This is a genomic window from Rhodococcus sp. NPDC057529, assembly GCF_042802055.1.
Lineage (GTDB): Bacteria > Actinomycetota > Actinomycetes > Mycobacteriales > Mycobacteriaceae > Rhodococcus_F.
The window spans coordinates 15,439-34,897 of the sequence record NZ_JBHVEY010000028.1 but is presented as its reverse complement, the minus strand read 5'-3'; the positions used below and the strand labels follow the sequence as shown (position 1 = coordinate 34,897).

Here is a 19,459-nt window from a genome sequence, read left to right as displayed (position 1 = left end):
GGACGATGAGCACTGACGAACAGGCGATCGCACGCGACCTGAGCGGCCGCATCGCGACCCTCCTGGAACAGAACGACCAGTCGGATCCGGTCCGGTTCCTCGGGGCCCGCTTCGACGCCGGCCTCGCGTGGGTCCACTTCCCGCCCGGGCGCGGCGGTCTGGGTCTGCCGCAGAGCTTCCAGGCGCAGGTCGACGCCGAACTCGCGGCCGCAGGGGCGCCCGGCCCGGCGAAGAGCCGCAACGGGATCGGACTGGGCATGGCCGCGCCGACCATCGCCGCGTTCGGCACCGACGAACAGCAGCAGAAGTACCTTCGGCCGATCTTCACCGGCGAGCACATCTACTGCCAGCTGTTCAGCGAACCGGGGGCGGGTTCCGACCTCGCCGCCGTCGCGACGCGAGCCGTCCGTGAGGGTGACGGCTGGACGGTCAACGGGCAGAAGGTGTGGACATCGGGGGCGCAGAACGCGCAGAGGGCCATCCTCGTGGCCCGCACGGATCCGTCGGTGCCCAAGCACGCCGGGCTCACCTACTTCCTCTGCGACATGAGCGATCCCGGAATCGACGTCCGGCCGCTGCGGCAGATCACCGGTGAGGCCGAGTTCAACGAAGTGTTCCTCACCGACGTCCACATTCCGGATTCCGATCGGCTCGGCAGCGAGGGACAGGGCTGGAAGGTCGCCACCGCGACCCTCAACAACGAACGGGTGGCGATCGGCGGTTCCGCGGCCGCCCGCGAGAGCGGCATGATCGGACCGGTCGCGCGCGCCTGGCGCGAACAACCCGAACTCCGCGACCCCGCGATGCACGACGAACTGCTCCGGCTGTGGGTCGACGCGGAAGTCGCACGGCTGACCGGCGAACGGCTGCGGCAGCAACTCGAGGCCGGGCAGCCCGGCCCCGAGGGATCCGGACTGAAGCTGGCCTTCGCCCGGCTCGCGCAGACCATCTCGGGTTTCGATATCGAACTCCACGGTGAGGCCGGGCTGCGCTACGACGACTGGACCATGCGCCGCCCGGACAAGGTCGACTTCACCGGCCGCGAACCCGGATACCGGTACCTGCGCGCGAAAGGCAACTCGATCGAGGGCGGCACGTCCGAGATCCTGCGCAACGTCATCGCGGAACGGGTCCTCGGCCTCCCTCCGGAGCACCGCGTCGACAAGGACATCGCCTGGAAGGACCTGCCCCGATGAACACCGCAGATCTGCTGTACTCCGACACGGAAGACGCCCTGCGCGACAGCGTCCGCCGGCTGCTCGCCGACCGCTGCTCGCACGAACTGGTCGTCGGGGCGTACGACGGGACGCCCGCCGACTTCTCCGGGGTGTGGAAATCCCTCGCCGTCGAACTCGGCCTGGCCGGCCTGCTCGTCCCCGAGGAACTGGGCGGCGCCGGGGCGAGCGCCCGTGAGGCCGCGGTGGTCATGGAGGAGATCGGACGCGCCGTCGCACCCGTCCCGTACCTGTCCAGCGCCGTACTCGCGACGGTCGCGCTGCTGACGGCGGGCGACACCGAGACGGTCGGCGTACTCGCCGACGGCACCACCACCGGTGCGCTCACGGTCGGGCTCGCGACCGCACCCGGCCGGTTCACCCCGGCCGTGCGCCGGGACGGCGACTCCCTCACCGGGACCGTGACCGGTGTCGCGGGCGCCGCGGAGGCCGACATCCTGATAGTGCCGGTCGAGGGTCCGGACGGGCTCGAACTGCACACCGTGCCCGCGGGCACCGCCGGGGTCACCGTCACCCCCGTGCTCGCGCTCGACATGACCCGGCCGCTGTCCGACGTCGCGTTCGACGCCGCAGCGTCCATCCGCATCGACCACGGCAACGCCGCGGACGCGGTCCAGGAGGCCCTCGTTCTCGGCGCCGCACTGCTCGCCTCCGAGCAACTCGGGCTCGCGCAGTGGTGCTTCGAGACGACGCTGGCGTACGTCAAGGACCGAACCCAGTTCGGCCGCGCCGTCGGGTCGTTCCAGGCGATCAAGCACCGCCTCGCCGACCTGTGGCTCGAAGTGACGTCCGCGGCCGCCGCGGCCCGCTACGCCGCCGACACCGCCGCCCGGGGCGACGCCGACGCCGAGGTCGCGGCCGCCGTCGCGCAGGCGTACTGCAGCGGGGTCGCCGTCCACGCCGCGGAGGAGTGCGTTCAGTTGCACGGCGGAATCGGCATGACCTGGGAATACCCCGCCCACCTGTACCTGAAGAGGGCGAAGAGCGACCAGTTGGCATTCGGCACCGCCTACCGTCACCGCGCGCACCTCGCCGGCCTCATCGACCTGCCCGCGTAACCCGGGCCCCACCACCGACAGTCAGGAAGCAATCCATGAAGGCATGGCGTGTCCACGAACTCGGCGAGCCGCGCACCGCGCTGCAGCTCGAGGAGATCCCGGACCCCACGGCAGGCCCCGGACAGGTGCTGGTCCGGGTCCTCGCCGCACCGGCGAACTTCCCCGACGTGCTGCTGTGCCGCGGCGAATACCAGATCACGCCGCCGCTGCCGTTCACGCCCGGAGTCGAGCTGTGCGGCGAGGTGGTCGCGGTCGGTGAGGGTGTCACCCGCTTTGCCGCCGGCGACCGGGTGATCGGCAACCCGAACCTGCCCGGCGGCGGATTCGCGCAGATGGCCGTGATGGACGAGGTCAATACGTTCGCAGCCCCGTCCACGCTCGATGACGCCGAGGCGTCGGCGTTGAGCATCGGCTACCAGACGAGTTGGTTCGCGCTGCACCGGCGGACGCAACTGAAGCCGGGGGAGACCCTGCTCGTCCATGCTGCCGCGGGCGGAGTGGGCAGCGCCGCGGTGCAACTGGGCAAGGCGGCGGGCGCGAAGGTCATCGGCGTCGTCGGTGGCGCAGACAAGGCCGACTACTGCCGGCGGCTGGGCGCGGATCTGGTGATCGACCGGCACACCGAGGATTTCGTCCCGCTGGTCAAGGAATTCACCGGCGGACGCGGAGCGGATGTCGTCTACGACCCGGTCGGCGGCGACGCCTACGCGAAGTCCACCAAGTGCATCGCGTTCGAGGGCCGGATCCTGATCATCGGCTTCGCAGGCGGCACCATCCCGACGCCCGGCCTCAATCACGCCCTGATCAAGAACTACTCCATCATCGGACTGCACTGGGGCCTGTACAAGCAGTACAACCAGCAGGCGATCGCCGACTGCCACGAGGAGTTGACCCGCCTCGCCGAGTCCGGGGCCATCAGGCCGCTCATCAGCGAGCGGTTGTCGCTCGCGGACGTGGCCGACGGTATCGGCCGGCTCGGCGACGGCAGTACGGTCGGCCGCCTCGTTTTCCAACCCTGAAGTCCTCCAGTCCTGAAAGGGAACGCACATGGATGCAGGTTCGCTGTTCGACGTCGCAGGCAAGACCGTGGTGGTCACCGGAGGTTCGCGGGGTATCGGCCGGATGATCGCGCAGGGGTTCGTCCAGGCCGGGGCGACCGTCGTGATTTCCGCCCGCAAGGCGGAGCCGTGTGAGAAGGCCGCCGCCGAACTGTCCGCCCTCGGCCCGGGCACGTGCCACGCCCACCCCGCCGACCTGTCCACCGAGGAGGGGATCGCGGGGCTGGTCGCGCGGGTCGCCGAGGTGTCGCCCCGACTGGACGTCCTGGTGAACAATGCCGGCGCGACGTGGGGTGCGCCGATCGACGAGTTCCCCGCCGCCGGGTTCGACAAGATCTTCGACATCAACGTCAAGGGCGTGTTCCTGCTCACCCAGGCGTTGCTGCCGAGTCTGCGGGCCGCCGCGACGGACGGCGACCCCGCCCGGGTGATCAACATCGGGTCGATCGACGGACTGGTGGTGTCCGGTACCGAGAACTTCTCGTACGGGGCGAGCAAGGCCGCGGTCCACATGCTCACCCGCAAGCTCGCCGCGGCGCTGGCCGCCGAGCGGATCACCGTCAATGCCATTGCGCCGGGACCCTTTCCGAGCAAGATGATGGCCTTCATTCTCGACGACCCGGAGCGGAAGGAGGCGATCGAGGGATCGGTGCCGCTCGGCCGGGTCGGCACACCGGAAGACGTCGCGGGCACCGCGATCTTCCTCGCCTCACGCGCCGGGGCCTACGTCACCGGAACCGTCGTCCCCGTCGACGGCGGGATGTCGGGCACACGCTGAACAGCAGGTCACACAGTCGGAACACGGAACGAGCGAGAGGCGGCACGGCGACGATGAGCTGGTACGACGACAGGCCCTGGATGGACCGGTACGACGAGAACACGCGTTCCGTGGGGGAGATCCCCGCCCGGACAGCGCTCGACATGTTCTCGGCCGCGGTCGAGTCCGCCCCGGACGGGCCCGCCGTCCGGTACCTCGGCGGCACCCTGAGCTACCGCCAGGTCGACGAACTCAGCGACGGCGTGGCCGACTACCTCGCGGAGAACCGCTTCGGAACCGGCGACCGGCTCGCGATCTACCTGCAGAACGTCCCGCAGTTCGTGCTGGCGTTGATCGGCACGTGGAAGGCCGGAGGGGTCGTCGTCCCGCTGAACCCGATGTACCGGGACGAGCTCGCCCACATCCTCACAGACGCCGGAGTCACCGCCATTGTGTGCAGCGAGAACGCGTGGGCCGATCGAGTGGGGGAGCGCGCGTCCGCCGCCGGCGTGCGGATCGCGCTGACCGCCAGTGAACTCGACATCCAGACGTCGGGCGACGCACGGGTCTTCGGGGGAGTGACCCGGGCGCGCGCCGAGGGCGTGCCCGACCTGCTCGAGGTGGCCCGGGCACGCGCGGGCGCCGACCTGCCGGATCCCGGGCTGGTTCCGGACGACATCGCGCTGGTGTCCTACACGTCCGGAACGAGTGGAGTCCCCAAGGGCGCCACCAACACGCACCGGAACCTCACCGTGAACAGTTCCATCCTGCGCCTGTACGAGAGCAAACCCGCCGGTTCGCCGATCTTCGCGCTCGCGCCGCTGTTCCACATCACCGGCATGGTGTGCCAGTTGCTCACCGCGATCGACCTGGCGTCGCCGTTGATCCTCGCGTACCGGTTCGAGGCCGGCGTGGTGCTCGACGCTCTCGAGCGGGAGCGGCCGGTGTTCATGGTCGGCCCGTCCACCGCCTACATGGCGCTGATGGCGCACCCCGACTTCTCCCGTGAGCGCTTCGCCTCGCTGGAGGCCGTGATGTCCGGTGGCGCCCCGCTGCCACCCGCCATCGTCGAACGGTTCCGGGAGCTGACCGGAAAGTACATCCGCAACGGGTACGGGCTCACCGAGACCAGCGCGCCGTGCGTCGTCGTTCCACCGAATCTGGAGGCGCCCGTCGATCCGTCGTCCGGCACGCTGGCGATCGGCCTGCCGCTGCCCTCCGCCGTGATCCGGATCGTCGGGGAGGACGGCGCCGACCTCGATCCACTCGAAGTCGGGGAGATCGCCGTCGACGGACCCATGGTCGTGCCCGCGTACTGGAACAAGCCGGACGCCACCGCGCAGTCGCTGCCCGGCGGCCGGTTGCTCACCGGCGACGTGGGATTCATGGATGCCCAGGGCTGGGTGTACGTCGTCGATCGCAAGAAGGACATGATCAACGCGTCCGGTTTCAAGGTCTGGCCGCGTGAGGTCGAGGACGTCCTCTACCGGCATCCCGCCGTCCGGGAGGCAGCCGTCGTCGGCGAACCGGACAGCTACCGCGGCGAGACCGTCGCCGCGTTCGTCAGCCTCCGCCCCGGGCAGAGGGTGGAGACGGACGATCTCGTCGAGTACTGCCGGGAGCGGCTCGCGAGCTACAAGGCGCCGCGGCGCGTCGAGATCGTCGACGAACTGCCCAAGACGGCCAGCGGGAAGATCCTCCGACGCGAGATGCGCCGCAGCACCCCGGCCTGAGCCCGCCACGTCTCCGACGAACGGGACGCTCGTAGCGTCAGATCGAACGGGCGTCCCGTTAGTCCCGTCGATCAGGCACGAAAAAAGCTGCACCGCCGGAGCGGTGCAGCTTTGTCGTGTGCCCCCGGCAGGATTCGAACCTGCGACCTTTCGCTCCGGAGGCGAACGCTCTATCCCCTGAGCTACGGGGGCGCACCGGAGAACCGGTGTGCCGATTGGGCTGGCCAATGGTAGCGCATAGGTAGGGGGATCGACCAAATCGGTCCCCCTACTTCGTGGACTCGCCCCGGTAGGGGCCCGAACACGCCTAGTGTCGGGAGGACGTGGACGCTCGCGAACTCTCGGGGAGGGGTCGAGGATGACCGATGTACGGCAGCCGGGATCGCAGGATTCCGACGGGCACTATTCCGATGCCGACCTCGAGTCGGACCTGCGGTGGTGGGCGGCGGCCAACTATCTGACGGTCGCGCAGATCTACCTGCAGGACAACACGCTTCTGCGGGAGCCGTTGCGCCCGGAGCACATCAAACCGCGGTTGCTCGGGCACTGGGGAACGAGTCCGGGGCTGTCGATGGTCTACGCCCTGCTGAACCGTCTCATCCGCCGGACCGACACCGACTGCCTCTACGTGACCGGTCCCGGTCACGGTGGTCCGGCGCTCGTCGCCGCCACGTACCTGGAGGGAACGTACTCGGAGGTGTATCCGGGCGTGTCCCGCGACGCCGCGGGTATCCACCGGCTCTGCAGGCAGTTCTCGACGCCGGGCGGCATCCCGAGTCATGTCAGCGTGCAGACTCCGGGCAGCATCCACGAGGGAGGCGAACTCGGCTACGCGCTCGCACACGCCGCCGGGGCGGCTTTCGACCATCCGAATCTGTTGGTGGCGTGTGTGATCGGAGACGGAGAGGCGGAGACGGGACCGCTGTCGGCGTCGTGGAAACTGCCCGCATTCCTCAATCCGGAACGCGACGGTGCAGTGTTGCCGATCCTGCACGTCAACGGTGCGAAGATCGCCGGGCCTACCGTCCACGGCCGCAGCAGCGACGCCGACCTCGAAGCGTTCCTCGGCGGTCAGGGGTGGGCGCCGGTCGTCGTCTCCGGCGACGACCCGCGGCAGGTGTTCCCCGCGCTGCATCGCGCGCTGACCGACGCCCACACCGCGATCGCGGACCTTCGGCGGGAGGCACGGGCAGGCAGGCGCAGCGCCGCCCGGTGGCCGGCGATCGTGCTGCGGACCCCCAAGGGCTGGACCGGTCCGCGCACCGTCGACGGCGTGCTCGTCGAGGGCACGCACCGGGCGCACCAGGTTCCGCTGTCGGGGGTCCGGACCGACGAGGCCCATTTGCGTCAGCTCGAGGAGTGGATGCGGTCGTACCGCCCGGACGAACTGTTCGACTCGTCCGGCGCACTCGTGCCGGACCTCGTGCGGTTGGCGCCGCAGGGCGACAAGAGGATGGGTTCGTCGCCGTACGCGAACGGCGGCCGCCTGCGCGCGAATCTTCCCGTGCCGCCCCTGGAGAAGTACGCGCTCCCCATCGAGGAACCCGGCACCACCCACCACGAGACCACCCGGGTGCTCGGGGAACTGCTCCGCGACCTGTACACCGCTACCACCACGCCCGACGGCGGTGGATACTTCCGGCTGTTCTGCCCGGACGAAACGTCCAGCAACCGGTTGGGCGCCGTCTTCGAGGTGACCGACCGGTGCTGGCAACTTCCGGTCACCGACTACGACGACGGACTGTCGGCCCGTGGCCGGGTGATGGAGGTGCTCAGCGAGCACCTCTGCGAGGGCTGGCTGGAGGGGTACCTGCTGTCGGGACGGCACGGACTGTTCGCGAGCTACGAGGCCTTCGCGATGGTGAGCGTGTCGATGCTCGTCCAGCACACCAAGTGGCTGCAGCATGCGGTGGATCTGCCGTGGCGGGCGCCGGTGGCCTCGCTGAACGTCCTGCTCACCAGCACCTGCTGGCGCAACGACCACAACGGTTTCAGTCACCAGGGGCCCGGCATGATCGACGCCGTCATCCCGCTCGCACCGGACGTGGTCCGGGTGTGGCTCCCACCGGACTCGAACACCCTGCTCTCGATCGCCGACCACTGCCTCCGCAGCACCGATCACGTCAACCTCGTCGTGGTCGACAAGCAGCCGCACCTGCAGTACCTGACCCTCGCGGAGGCGCACGCGCACTGCGCTGCGGGGGCGTCGGTGTGGGAGTGGGCCGGAACGGAGTCTTCTGCGGGCACCGAACCGGACGTCGTCCTCGCCGCCGCCGGAGACGTCCCGACTCAGGAGATTCTCGCCGCCGCGCAGTTGCTGCGCGAACACACCCCGGAACTGGTCACCCGGGTGGTCAACGTCGTCGACCTGATGGGGCTGCTCACACCCACCGAACACCCGCACGGATTCGACGCGCGCACGTTCCTCGACCTCTTCACCGCGGACACCCACGTGGTGTTCGCGTTCCACGGGTACTCGCGCGCCATCCACGAGTTGATGCACGGACGTCCCGCACCGGACCGCTTCCACGTCCGCGGCTTCAGCGAACAGGGCACCACGACCACACCGTTCGACATGGTCGTGCTCAACAGGATGAGCCGCTACCACCTCGCCCTCGCCGCGCTGCGCCGCACGCGGCGCGAACCGGCCGGTGCCACGGAGTTGGCCGACTTCTGCCTCCGGCAACTCGAACGGCACGGCGAATACGTCGTCGCGCACCTCGAGGACATGCCCGAGGTGCGCGACTGGACGTGGTCGTGACGCCGGACGTCAGTTCATAGGCAGGGGAGCGGCGCCCTTCGCGGTGAGCATGTTCGTCATCACCGTCGCCTCGCTCTGCTGGGTGTCCACCATCGTCTGCGCGAGGCTGCGGACCGCGTCCTCCGACGCGTGCTGGGCCGCGTACTCCATCATCGGGAGCCCGCCCTGGTGGTGCCGCAGCATCAGCTGGAGGTACAGGACGTCGACGGCCGGGCCGGTGGCCTGACGCAACGCGGCCATGTCCTCCGACGACGCCATGCCGGGCATCTTCGACATCGACCCCATGTGCGAGTTCTCGGCGGTCCCGTGTGTGTGACCGTCCGAGTGCTCCGATCCCATCCAGCCCATGTAGCCGCCGGACGGCAGCGCCGGCTGATCCCACAGCGCGAGCCAGCCCTGCATCTGTCCGAGCTGGTTCTGCTGCGTGGTGAGGATGTCGTACGCGAGGCTGCGGACCGCCGGGTCGGTGGCATTGGCCAGCGCAATTGCCGACATCTCCACCGCCTGGCTGTGATGCACGCTCATGTCCTGCGCGAATCCGACATCGACGGAACCGGCCTCGGGAACCGGGGTGCCGGAGTCCTCGAGCGGAAGCCGGGCGAGGAACCCGAGCGCGAATCCGAGCGCGATGGCGCCGATCAGTCCGATGACCAGCAGCGCTGTGCGCTGACTGGGCCGGGCCGGGGCCGCCTCGTCGACGGAATCGGTCTCGGGTCCGTGCCCGGGTTCGGCAGAACTAGCCATTGCCGCCCTCGGCCGGGGCCTGCTGCAGATCGGACGGCAGCTGCAGGTCGGACGGGAGCTGCATGCCGCTCGGCAGCTGCGCCCCCGCGCCGCCGGACTCCGACTGGTCCGGGCTGATTCCGCCACCGTCCATCGGCACCGCGTCCGCGCCCGGTGTGGACGGATCGAACGGCGGCGGGTTGTCCGGGTCGAAACCGGAGCCCGGGATGGACGAGCAGCTCGCGCCGACCTCGGGGTACGTGTTCTTGTTGATCCGCAGCGCGGTGACGAACTGGTCGATGCGCTCGTCGTCGACGCTGTCCACCTTCAGCTGGTGGCCCCACGACTGCACGGAAACGGGGCTGTCGAGGCCCGGGTACGGCGACAGCAGCGTGTACGTCTCGCCGTCCACCTTGTCCTTCAGTGTCTCGACCTGGTCGGCGGACAGCTCGTCCGGGTTGTAGGCGATCCACACGGCGCCGTGTTCGAGTGAGTGCACCGCGTTCTCGGTGCGGATCGCGTTCGGGTAGACCGTTCCGGTGCACGTCGCCCAGATGGCGTCGTGCGGGCCGCCGAACGGCGGCGACTGGTCGTACGCGACGCGCTGCGTCGGCTGGATGTGGATGCCTGCCGGGTAATCGACCTTCACGACGCCGTCGATGTTGACCGACGGGTCGGGGTTCTCGGCGCTCGGCGCGTACTTCGCGGCCTCTTCCTTGGCCTGATACTTGGGAATCAGATTGATCGCGAGGACCGCCACGAGCGCGAGAACGGCCGCTCCGGCGCCGATCGTCAACCACGGGATGTTCCGCGGAGCGGACGCGCCGCCCTTGTTTTTCGCGCCGCCGCTCTTCTTCTTGGCGGCCTTGATGGCCTTCGCCGACTTCGCGCCCGAGTTCTTATCGGGACCGCGACTTTCCGAACCGCTTGGCATCGATTGTGATCTTTCGGTGAGTGGGTTACGGGCGCTCGACCCCCGGCGACCGGGAGCTGAGAGCCGGGACTCAGGGCGATCCCACTGTACTTACCCACCCTGAGCGCAACCTGGGAGAGTGGCCGGGCCCACGCTCGCCGGCGGTCGCCGGGACTCGCGGGAAGCCGGATCACCGCTCGGGACGCGTTGGCCATAGGATAGATACCTGTGACTCCAGCTGACCTTGCCGAACTGCTCCGCGGAACCGCCGCGAAAGTGCTCGCCGAACGCGGACTCGACGTGTCCGTGCTTCCCGAAACTCTCACGGTCGAGCGTCCGCGCAATCCCGAGCACGGCGACTACGCCACCAACGTCGCGATGCAGGTGGCCAAGAAGGTCGGTACCAATCCGCGTGAGCTGGCCGGCTGGCTCGCCGACGCGTTGACCGCGGCCGCGGGCATCGACAGCGCCGACATCGCGGGCCCGGGCTTCCTCAACATCCGCCTGGCCGCCGACGCGCAGGGCGCGATCGTCGCGAAGATCCTCGAGGCGGGGACGGCGTTCGGGTCCGGCCACACGCTCGACGGCAAGAAGATCAACCTCGAGTTCGTCTCCGCGAACCCCACCGGCCCCATCCACCTCGGTGGAACCCGCTGGGCCGCGGTGGGCGACGCGCTGGGCCGGATCCTGTCCACCCAGGGCGCGGCGGTCACCCGCGAGTACTACTTCAACGACCACGGCGCCCAGATCGACCGGTTCTCCCGCTCGCTGATCGCCGCCGCCAAGGGCGAACCCGCCCCCGAGGACGGATACGCGGGCGCCTACATCGCCGACATCGCCACCTCGGTGCAGCAGCAGCGCCCCGACGTGCTGGACCTGCCCGCAGGGGAGCAGCAGGAGGTCTTCCGCGCCATCGGCGTCGACCTGATGTTCGCGCACATCAAGCGCACCCTGCACGAGTTCGGCGTCGACTTCGACGTCTACTTCCACGAGAACTCGCTGTTCGAGTCCGGCGCGGTGGAGAAGGCCGTCGAGACGCTGAAGGATTCCGGCAACCTCTTCCAGGAGGACGGCGCCTGGTGGCTCAAGAGCACCGACTTCGGCGACGACAAGGACCGGGTCGTCATCAAGAGCGACGGCAACGCGGCGTACATCGCCGGTGACATCGCCTACTTCCAGGACAAGCGCTCCCGCGGCTTCGACCTGTGCATCTACATGCTCGGTGCGGACCACCACGGGTACATCGGCCGGCTCAAGGCGGCCGCGGCCGCGTTCGGCGACGACCCCGACACCGTCGAGGTGCTCATCGGCCAGATGGTGAACCTGGTCCGCGACGGTGTCGCCGTGAAGATGAGCAAGCGTGCCGGCACCGTCATCACCCTGGACGACCTGGTCGAGGCGATCGGCGTCGACGCGTCGCGGTACGCCATGATCCGGTCGTCGGTGGATTCGAGCATCGACATCGATCTCGAACTGTGGACGAGCACCGGCAACGAGAACCCGGTGTACTACGTGCAGTACGCGCACGCCCGGCTGTCGGCCATCGCCCGCAATGCCGCCGACCTCGGTATCGCCGTCACCGATCCCGACTTCTCGCTGCTGACCTCGGAGCAGGAGGGCGATCTGATCCGCACCCTCGGCGAGTACCCGCGGGTCGTAACCAGTGCTGCGAATCTGCGTGAGCCGCACCGCATTGCGCGTTATCTCGAGGAATTGGCCGGCGCCTACCACCGGTTCTACGGTGCCTGCCGCATCCTGCCCCAGGGCGACGAAGAGGTTGGCCCGCTGCACCTTGCGCGACTGGCGCTGTGCGACGCGTCCCGTCAGGTTCTGGCCAACGGACTCGCCCTGCTCGGCGTCAGCGCACCGGAGCAGATGTGAACGCGCACCCCGCCGGTCCGAAGCACGCCGAGCAACTGCACGCGCCCGGTCTGCCCGAACGTCCCGCCGGCGCCGCCGCATTCGCCGCGCTCTCTCCGGAGGTGTGGCCTCGCAACGCCCGCCGCGCCGCGGACGGAGTGGTGAGCCTCGCGGGCATCCCGGTCACCGAACTGGCCGAGAAGTACGGCACCCCACTGTTCGTCGTCGACGAGGACGACTTCCGGTCCCGCTGCCGCGACATGGCCCGCGCCTTCGGGCCGACGGCCAAGGTGCACTACGCATCCAAGGCGTTCCTGTGCGGCGAGATCGCCCGCTGGGTCGCCGACGAGGGCCTGTCCCTGGACGTCGCGTCGGGCGGCGAACTCGCGGTCGCGCTGCACGCCGGATTCCCGGCGGAGCGAATTGCCATGCACGGCAACAACAAATCGGTCGCCGAGCTGACCGCCGCCGTGTCGGCCCGGGTCGGGCACATCGTGCTCGACTCCGCCACCGAGATCGACCGCCTCGACAAGGTGGCCGCCGAAGCCGGTGTGGTGCAGGACGTCCTGATCCGCGTGACGGTCGGAGTCGAGGCGCACACCCACGAGTTCATCTCCACCGCCCACGAGGATCAGAAGTTCGGGTTCTCGCTCGCCGGCGGCAAGGCGATCGACGCGGTCCGGCGGGTCTTCGCCGCCGACAACCTGCGCCTCGTCGGTCTCCACAGCCACATCGGCTCCCAGATCTTCGACGTCGACGGCTTCGAGGTGGCGGCGCACCGTGTGATCGGGCTCCTGCGGGACGTCGTCGCGGAGTTCGGCGTCGAGAAGACTGCCCAGATCTCGATCATCGACCTCGGCGGCGGCATGGGAATCTCGTACGTCCCCACCGACGACCCGCCGCCGGTCGACCAGCTCGCCGCCAAACTCGGCGACATCGTGCGCCACGAGTCGGCGCTCGCCGGTCTGCCGGAGCCGACGCTCGCCGTCGAACCCGGCCGCGCGATCGCCGGACCCGGAACGGTGACGCTGTACGAGGTCGGCACCATCAAGGACGTCACCGTCGGCAGCAACCTGACCCGCCGGTACGTCAGCGTCGACGGCGGTATGAGCGACAACATCCGCACCGCGCTGTACCAGGCGGAGTACGAGGCCAAACTGGTCTCGCGGGTCAGCGACGCGGCGCCGGTGGTGTCCCGCGTCGTCGGCAAGCACTGCGAATCCGGTGACATCGTGATCCGCGACACCTGGATGCCCGAGGACATCGACGCCGGCGACTTGCTCGCCGTCGCGGCCACCGGTGCATACTGCTATTCGATGTCGAGCAGGTACAACCTGCTCGCCCGCCCTGCCGTGGTGGCGGTGCGCGACGGACAGTCGCGCGTGATCCTGCGGAGGGAAACCGTGGAAGACCTGTTGAGCTTGGAGGTACAAGAGTGACGAGCGAATCGGCGCATCGCGCTATCGGTGTGGCCGTCCTCGGCCTCGGCAACGTCGGGAGCGAGGTCGTGCGCATCCTGCAGGAGCACAGCGAAGACCTCGAGGCTCGCGTCGGCGCCCCGCTGGAACTGCGTGGAGTGGCCGTCCGCCGCCCCGGCAAGGACCGCGGAATTCCCGAGGAGTTGCAGACCACCGACGCGGAGTCCCTCGTGGCCCGCGACGACGTCGACCTGGTCGTCGAGGTGATCGGGGGCATGGATCTGCCCCGCAAGCTGATTCTCTCGGCGCTGAACTCCGGCAAGTCCGTCGTCACCGCCAACAAGGCGCTCCTCGCCGATCACACCGGTGAACTGGCCGAGGCCGCGGAACTGCACAATGTCGACCTCTACTTCGAGGCGGCCGTGGCCGGTGCGATCCCCGTGATCCGCCCGCTCATCCAGTCGCTGGCCGGCGACCGGGTGAACAAGGTCGCCGGAATCGTGAACGGGACCACCAACTTCATCCTGTCGGCGATGGACGAGACCGGCGCGGACTACGCCGCGACCCTCGCCGAGGCCGGACGCCTGGGATACGCCGAGGCCGATCCGACCGCCGACGTGGAGGGCTACGACGCCGCGGCCAAGGCGGCCATCCTCGCGTCGATCGCGTTCCACACCCGGGTCACCGCCGCCGACGTGTATCGCGAGGGGATCTCCAAGATCACCGCCGCAGACCTGACGTCGGCACGCGCACTCGACTGCACGATCAAGCTACTGTCCATCTGCGAGCGGATCACGACCCCCGAGGGCAAGGAACGGATCTCCGCGCGGGTCTACCCGGCTCTCGTGCCGCTGGAGCACCCGCTGGCCTCGGTCAACGGCGCGTTCAACGCCGTCGTCGTCGAGGCGGAGAACGCCGGGCGCCTGATGTTCTACGGTCAGGGCGCCGGCGGTGCACCCACCGCGTCGGCCGTGATGGGCGACCTGGTGATGGCCGCGCGCAACAAGGTGAACGGCGGCCGCGGACCCCGCGAGTCCAAGTACGCCAAGCTGAAGATCGCGCCGATCGGCGACATCCCCACGCGCTACTACGTCAACATGCAGGTGGCGGACAAGGCCGGGGTCCTGTCGGCGGTGGCGGCCGAATTCTCGCAGCACGGCGTCAGCATCTCCACCGTGCGGCAGGAAGGCGCCGGCGACGGCGCACGCCTCGTCGTCGTGACCCACGTCGCGACGGATTCCGCCCTGTCGGAAACCGTTGAGGCCCTGAGCAAACTCGAATTCGTCACCGCTGTGACCAGCGTGCTGCGACTGGAAGGCACCGAACAATGACCGGCACCCGTAACCCCGTTCACACCCCCTGGCCGGGGCTGATCGAGGCTTACCGCGACCGCCTCGCCATCGGACCGAACTGGAAGACGGTCACCCTGCGCGAGGGCGGCACCCCGCTGCTGCCCGCCGGGCACCTGTCGGAGATCACCGGTTGTGACGTCTACCTGAAGGTCGAAGGGCTCAACCCCACCGGTTCGTTCAAGGACCGCGGCATGACGATGGCCGTCACCGATGCGCTGGCCCGCGGTCAGCAGGCCGTCCTGTGCGCGTCCACGGGTAACACGTCCGCCTCCGCCGCCGCGTACGCCGCCAAGGCGAAGATGACCTGCGCCGTGCTGGTGCCGCAGGGCAAGATCGCGATGGGCAAGCTCGCGCAGGCCGTCATGCACGGCGCGCGGATCATCCAGGTGCAGGGCAACTTCGACGACTGTCTCGAACTGGCCCGCAAGACCACCGCGGAGTTCCCCACGATCGGGCTCGTGAACTCGGTCAACCCGGTCCGCATCGAGGGTCAGAAGACCGCGGCGTTCGAGATCTGCGACGCCCTCGGCAAGGCCCCCGACGTGCACGCCCTGCCGGTCGGCAACGCCGGAAACATCACCGCCTACTGGCGCGGGTACTCCGAGTACTACGCGGACGGGCTCACCAGCGTGAAGCCCCGCATGCTCGGCGTTCAGGCCGCGGGCGCGGCGCCGCTCGTCCACGGTGCGCCGGTGAAGGACCCGGAGACCATCGCGACCGCCATCCGCATCGGCTCGCCGGCATCCTGGAACGGTGCGGTCACCGCCAAGGAAGAGTCGCACGGCGCCTTCCGGGCGGCCACCGACGACGAGATCCTCGAGGCGTACCGGCTGATCGCCAGGACGGAAGGGGTGTTCGTCGAACCCGCGTCGGCCGCGAGCGTCGCGGGCCTGCTCGCCGCGCGCAAGGAGGGCTGGCTGGACTCCGGGCTGACCGTCGTCTGCACGGTCACCGGTAACGGCCTCAAGGACCCCGACACGGCGCTGGCCGGTATGCCTGAGGTCCAACCGATCCCGGTCGACCCTGTCGCTGTCGCCTCGGCCCTCGAGCTGGCGTAGTGGGGGCGCCCACGCCCACCACGCCGCAGGACCAGACCGCCACCATGACACAGACCCTCCCCGCGGGCCTCACCGTGACCGCCCGCGTGCCTGCGTCGAGCGCCAACCTCGGCCCGGGTTTCGACACGCTGGGCATCGCGCTCGGACTGTACGACGAGATCACCGTGACCACCACGGCTTCGGGGCTGAACATCCGGGTCGAGGGCGAGGGGGCCGACGACGTGCCGTGGGGTCCGTCCCATCTCGTGGTCCGGGCGATCGAACGCGGCCTGGAATCGGCCGGAGTGTGGGCCGACGGCCTGGATGTGGTGTGCCGCAACGTGATACCCCATTCCCGGGGTCTGGGGTCCTCCGCCTCCGCCGTCGTGGGGGGACTCGCGGCCGCCAACGGCCTGGCGATCAAGCTCGACCCCGAACTCGGGCTGTCGCTCGATCAGCTCGTCCAGCTGTCGTCCGAATTCGAAGGGCACCCCGACAACGCGTCGGCGAGCGTGCTCGGCGGCGCCGTCGTGTCGTGGAGTTGCGCGGGCGAGCAGGCCGACGGAGCCCCCGCGGCCACCGACATCTACTCGGCCGTCGCGCTGAAGGTGCACCCCGCGATCCGGGTCGTCGCGCTGGTTCCGGGGGAGCGGTCGTCGACGGCCCACACGCGGGGTCTGTTGCCGGAGACGGTTCCCCACCGGGATGCCGCGTTCAACGTCAGCCGTGGGGCCCTCGCTGTGGTGGCGCTCACAGAGCGTCCCGACCTTCTCATGTCGGCCACCGAGGACCGGCTGCATCAGACGCAGCGCGCTCCGGCGCTTCCGCTGACGACGCGATGGATCGCCGTCCTCCGCAAGGCGGGTATCGCCGCCACCGTCTCCGGAGCCGGACCGACCGTCCTGGCATTGACCACGGAGCCTTTCCCCGTGGATCTTCGAGCGCAGGCCGAGGCCGAGGGGTTGCAGGTTCTCGAACTGGACGTCGCCGACGGCGTCAGGACCAGCTGACACGCCGTAGGGGCGTCTCCTTGCCCCTACGGGCGTTCACAGCTATCCTGGGCAATGTCCGTACATCGTGCGCATCAGACGCCGGTGCTTCACCAGGGCAATTACTCCAGGTCAATCGGGGTTGACGGCTCCTGGCACGATCCTCCGCACTATCTGTCGTGTAGGGATTGCGAGTACGCGCCTGTTTCAAGGGTGATGTGATGGCGGGCAAGCCGGCAGTTCTTCACATGCAACTACGTACGGCACATCCGAATTCGGTATTCGAAACCGAATTACGGGACGAACCCTCGACTCTGCGCAGCGCGAGTGAGGGAAGGAAAGGACCTCCGTGACCGATACGGACCTCATCGCCGCTCCTGTGCGCGCCTCCTCGGTGGATACCGTTGGCGCGCAGGCAGGCGACTCTTCACAGGCGTCATCAGTGACGGCCTCCACAAAGCGCGCCGACGCGCGCCGAGGTGCCGGGCTGTCCGGAATGGTGCTCACCGAGCTCCGCTCTCTCGCAGGTGAGCTGGGCATCAAGGGCATTTCGGGGATGCGCAAGGGCGACCTGATCGCCGCGATCAAGGAGCGTCAGGGCGGTTCTGCGGCCCCGGCCGCTGCCGCGACCGACACCGCTCCCCGGACCCGGGCAACGCGTGCAAAGCGCGAACAGTCCGCGCAAACCGAACTCGAAGTGACTCCGCAGGCGGAGCCCGCAGAGAAGGCCGCCGAGCCCAAGACGGCCGAACCCGCGACGGGCGACGGCGCAACCGGCGACACCGACACCGCCGAAGGTGGACGTCGTGGCCGCCAGCGCCGCGGATCCGCGCGTCGGGCAGGCGCTCCCGAGCAGGGTGACCAGGGCGGCAACGCTCAGGACACCGCCTCGGCGACTGCCACCGACACTCAGCAGGCCGAGCGCAAGCAGGCCGAAGACCGTCAGGATTCGGCCGAGAAGCCGGCCAAGCAGGACGGCTCCGGCGAGCAGGGCGGCGACCGCAACCGACGTGAGCGCGGCGGCGACCGTGGCGATACCCGCGGTGACCGGGGCGACCGCGGTGACCGTAGTGACCGCGGTGACCGCGGTGACCGCGACAACCGTGGCGACCGCGGCCAGGGCGGCAACGGCCCGCGCACCAACGACAACCGTCCCGGCGACGACGAGGAAGGCGGTCGCGGACGCCGCGGACGTCGCTTCCGCGAACGTCGTCGTGGACGCGACCGCGGCGAAGGCGGCGGCGGTGACGCCCGCGAGACCGAGATCCGCGAGGACGACGTCCTGCAGCCGGTCGCGGGCATCCTGGACGTCCTCGACAACTACGCGTTCGTGCGGACCTCCGGCTACCTGGCCGGACCGAACGACGTCTACGTGTCGATGAACCTGATCCGCAAGAACGGCCTCCGTCGCGGCGATGCCATCACCGGCGCAGTCCGGGTGGGACGCGAGGGTGACCAGGGCAATCAGCGGCAGAAGTTCAACCCGCTGGTCCGCATCGACACCGTCAACGGCGGCGACGTCGAAGCGGCCAAGAAGCGCCCCGAGTTCGGCAAGCTCACCCCGCTGTACCCGAATCAGCGGCTGCGTCTGGAGACGACGCCGAACATCCTGACGACGCGTGTCATCGACCTGGTGATGCCGATCGGCAAGGGACAGCGTGCGCTGATCGTGAGCCCGCCGAAGGCCGGTAAGACCAGCGTTCTGCAGGCCATCGCGAACGCCATCGCGACCAACAACCCCGAGTGCTACCTCATGGTCGTGCTGGTCGACGAGCGTCCCGAAGAGGTCACCGACATGCAGCGTTCGGTGAAGGGCGAGGTCATCTCCTCGACCTTCGACCGCCCGCCGGGAGACCACACCTCGGTCGCCGAGCTCGCCATCGAGCGTGCGAAGCGCCTGGTGGAGGCGGGTAAGGACGTCGTCGTCCTGCTCGACTCGATCACCCGCCTCGGCCGCGCGTACAACAACTCGTCACCGGCGTCGGGACGCATCCTCTCCGGTGGTGTCGACTCGACCGCGCTGTACCCGCCGAAGCGTTTCCTCGGTGCTGCGCGCAACATCGAGAACGGCGGTTCGCTCACGATCATCGCGACGGCCATGGTCGAGACCGGTTCCACCGGCGACACCGTGATCTTCGAGGAGTTCAAGGGCACCGGTAACGCCGAGCTGAAGCTCGACCGCAAGATCGCGGAACGTCGCGTGTTCCCGGCCGTGGACGTGAACCCCTCCGGCACCCGCAAGGACGAGCTGCTGCTCAGCCCGGACGAGGCCGCGGTGCTGCACAAGCTCCGGCGCGTGCTCTCGGGACTCGATTCGCACCAGGCCATCGATCTGCTGATCGACCGGCTCAAGAAGAGCAAGAGCAACCTCGAATTCCTCATGCAGGTGTCGAAGACTGCTCCGGGCGCGATCGACGACTGATCATCGACCCGTAGCGGGGGGGGGGGGAGGTGGGGGGGGGGGGGGGAGGGGGTGCAGGGCGGCGCGCGCGGCTGGACGCAGCGGGTGGTCGAAAAGCGGGTCGGCGAGCGGGTATAGAAGGAGCTGGTGCGGTTCCGCGACCA

At 69.2% G+C, this 19,459-nt stretch carries 14 protein-coding genes and 1 tRNA gene; 12 read left to right on the top strand and 3 right to left on the bottom strand.

Annotation, left to right across the window (positions count from 1 at the left end; translation table 11 throughout):
- Positions 1 to 5 precede the first annotated feature (5 nt).
- From ACFU5V_RS36685 to ACFU5V_RS36665, 5 genes are read left to right on the top strand one after another with little or no spacing between them, the layout of a single operon-like run.
- Positions 6 to 1,196, top strand: a complete 1,191-nt coding sequence (locus tag ACFU5V_RS36685) for an acyl-CoA dehydrogenase family protein (RefSeq protein ID WP_378705583.1) — start codon at positions 6 to 8, stop codon at positions 1,194 to 1,196.
- A complete protein-coding gene (locus tag ACFU5V_RS36680) occupies positions 1,193 to 2,293 on the top strand; it encodes an acyl-CoA dehydrogenase family protein (RefSeq protein WP_378705581.1) in 1,101 nt (366 codons plus the stop codon). Before ACFU5V_RS36685 ends, ACFU5V_RS36680 begins: the two co-directional genes overlap by 4 nt.
- Before the next feature lie 35 nt (positions 2,294 to 2,328).
- Complete coding sequence (locus ACFU5V_RS36675; protein WP_378438497.1) at positions 2,329 to 3,312, top strand: NADPH:quinone oxidoreductase family protein; 984 nt, start codon at positions 2,329 to 2,331, stop codon at positions 3,310 to 3,312.
- Positions 3,313 to 3,340: 28 nt separating this feature from the next.
- Positions 3,341 to 4,129 (top strand): RhlG family 3-oxoacyl-ACP reductase, encoded by a 789-nt coding sequence (locus ACFU5V_RS36670; RefSeq protein ID WP_378438495.1) that lies wholly within the window; start codon positions 3,341 to 3,343, stop codon positions 4,127 to 4,129.
- Positions 4,130 to 4,182: 53 nt separating this feature from the next.
- Positions 4,183 to 5,841 (top strand): AMP-binding protein, encoded by a 1,659-nt coding sequence (locus tag ACFU5V_RS36665; protein WP_378705576.1) that lies wholly within the window; start codon positions 4,183 to 4,185, stop codon positions 5,839 to 5,841.
- A gap of 119 nt (positions 5,842 to 5,960) precedes the next feature.
- On the opposite strand, the gene ACFU5V_RS36660 is transcribed toward ACFU5V_RS36665, so the two are convergent.
- A tRNA-Arg gene (locus ACFU5V_RS36660) sits at positions 5,961 to 6,033 on the bottom strand.
- A gap of 166 nt (positions 6,034 to 6,199) precedes the next feature.
- Between ACFU5V_RS36660 and ACFU5V_RS36655 the strand changes: the two genes are divergently transcribed.
- Entirely contained in the window at positions 6,200 to 8,602 is a 2,403-nt protein-coding gene (locus ACFU5V_RS36655; RefSeq protein WP_378705573.1) for a phosphoketolase, read from the top strand.
- Between the two features lie 9 nt (positions 8,603 to 8,611).
- Here ACFU5V_RS36655 and ACFU5V_RS36650 read toward each other — a convergent pair whose 3' ends face one another.
- Together ACFU5V_RS36650 and ACFU5V_RS36645 are read right to left on the bottom strand one after the other, a co-directional pair.
- Positions 8,612 to 9,346, bottom strand: coding sequence for a DUF305 domain-containing protein (locus tag ACFU5V_RS36650; protein ID WP_378705570.1), 735 nt, complete (start codon positions 9,344 to 9,346; stop codon positions 8,612 to 8,614).
- Positions 9,339 to 10,259, bottom strand: coding sequence for a DUF3105 domain-containing protein (locus tag ACFU5V_RS36645; RefSeq protein ID WP_378438455.1), 921 nt, complete (start codon positions 10,257 to 10,259; stop codon positions 9,339 to 9,341). The genes ACFU5V_RS36650 and ACFU5V_RS36645 overlap by 8 nt, the downstream gene beginning before the upstream one ends.
- A 207-nt stretch (positions 10,260 to 10,466) precedes the next feature.
- On the opposite strand from ACFU5V_RS36645, the gene argS reads away from it, so the two are divergent.
- The 6 genes from argS to rho all read left to right on the top strand — a co-directional run bounded on the left by argS (position 10,467) and on the right by rho (position 19,316).
- The gene (gene argS, locus ACFU5V_RS36640) at positions 10,467 to 12,119 is read left to right on the top strand and encodes an arginine--tRNA ligase (protein WP_378705567.1); all 1,653 of its coding nucleotides are present in this window, start codon (positions 10,467 to 10,469) and stop codon (positions 12,117 to 12,119) included.
- A complete protein-coding gene (gene lysA, locus ACFU5V_RS36635) occupies positions 12,116 to 13,537 on the top strand; it encodes a diaminopimelate decarboxylase (protein ID WP_378705564.1) in 1,422 nt (473 codons plus the stop codon). Before argS ends, lysA begins: the two co-directional genes overlap by 4 nt.
- Positions 13,534 to 14,847 carry a homoserine dehydrogenase gene (locus tag ACFU5V_RS36630; protein ID WP_276141416.1) on the top strand — a complete coding sequence of 438 codons (1,314 nt, stop codon included), beginning with the start codon at positions 13,534 to 13,536 and terminating at the stop codon, positions 14,845 to 14,847. The genes lysA and ACFU5V_RS36630 overlap by 4 nt, the downstream gene beginning before the upstream one ends.
- Positions 14,844 to 15,926 (top strand): threonine synthase, encoded by a 1,083-nt coding sequence (gene thrC, locus ACFU5V_RS36625; protein WP_072946109.1) that lies wholly within the window; start codon positions 14,844 to 14,846, stop codon positions 15,924 to 15,926. Before ACFU5V_RS36630 ends, thrC begins: the two co-directional genes overlap by 4 nt.
- 44 nt (positions 15,927 to 15,970) lie before the next feature.
- Positions 15,971 to 16,915 (top strand): homoserine kinase, encoded by a 945-nt coding sequence (gene thrB, locus ACFU5V_RS36620; protein ID WP_378438448.1) that lies wholly within the window; start codon positions 15,971 to 15,973, stop codon positions 16,913 to 16,915.
- A 328-nt stretch (positions 16,916 to 17,243) separates the two neighbouring features.
- Positions 17,244 to 19,316 (top strand): transcription termination factor Rho, encoded by a 2,073-nt coding sequence (gene rho / locus ACFU5V_RS36615; protein WP_378705561.1) that lies wholly within the window; start codon positions 17,244 to 17,246, stop codon positions 19,314 to 19,316.
- Positions 19,317 to 19,459: the final 143 nt, after the last annotated feature.